This is a genomic window from Staphylococcus sp. HMSC069E10, from assembly GCF_001809205.1.
Taxonomy (GTDB): Bacteria; Bacillota; Bacilli; order Staphylococcales; family Staphylococcaceae; genus Staphylococcus; species Staphylococcus hominis.
Genome location: NZ_KV796496.1, coordinates 21,517 through 21,960, shown reverse-complemented (window position 1 = coordinate 21,960; position 444 = coordinate 21,517). Strand labels below are relative to the sequence as shown.

The following is a 444-nucleotide window of genomic DNA, read 5'->3' as shown; positions in this document are numbered from 1 at the left end:
AGAGGCAGCCAAAGCGAAGGTAGACCAAGCGGTAACGGAAGCCAAAGCTCATATTAATGAAGCAATAACTAATTCAGATGTGGATGAAGCAAAAACAAATGGTACGAATACAATCAATGCAATCCAACCAGATGTGCTTAAAAAATCAGAAGCAAGACAAGCAATTGATAATGAAGTTATTAATAAGAAGACAGAGATCGACAATAATGTTGATGCAACTATAGAAGAAAAAGAAGCCGCAAAATCAAAAGTAGACGAAGCTGCAGTAGAAGCAAAAAATAATATTAATCATACAGAAATAAATCAAGCTGTTGACAAAGCAAAAGAAGATGGTGTTACAACAGTTAGTCATATTCAACCAAATATAGTTAAGAAAATAGCAGCAAAGACTGCAATCGATGAAGTAGCTAGAATTAAAAAAGAAGCGATTGATCAAACACCGGG

At 34.9% G+C, this 444-nt stretch carries 1 protein-coding gene; it reads left to right on the top strand.

Annotated features, from left to right (window positions below; translation table 11 throughout):
* Positions 1 to 444: DUF1542 domain-containing protein (locus tag HMPREF2561_RS10120; protein ID WP_176743835.1), on the top strand; the 444-nt coding region annotated here is incomplete at both ends.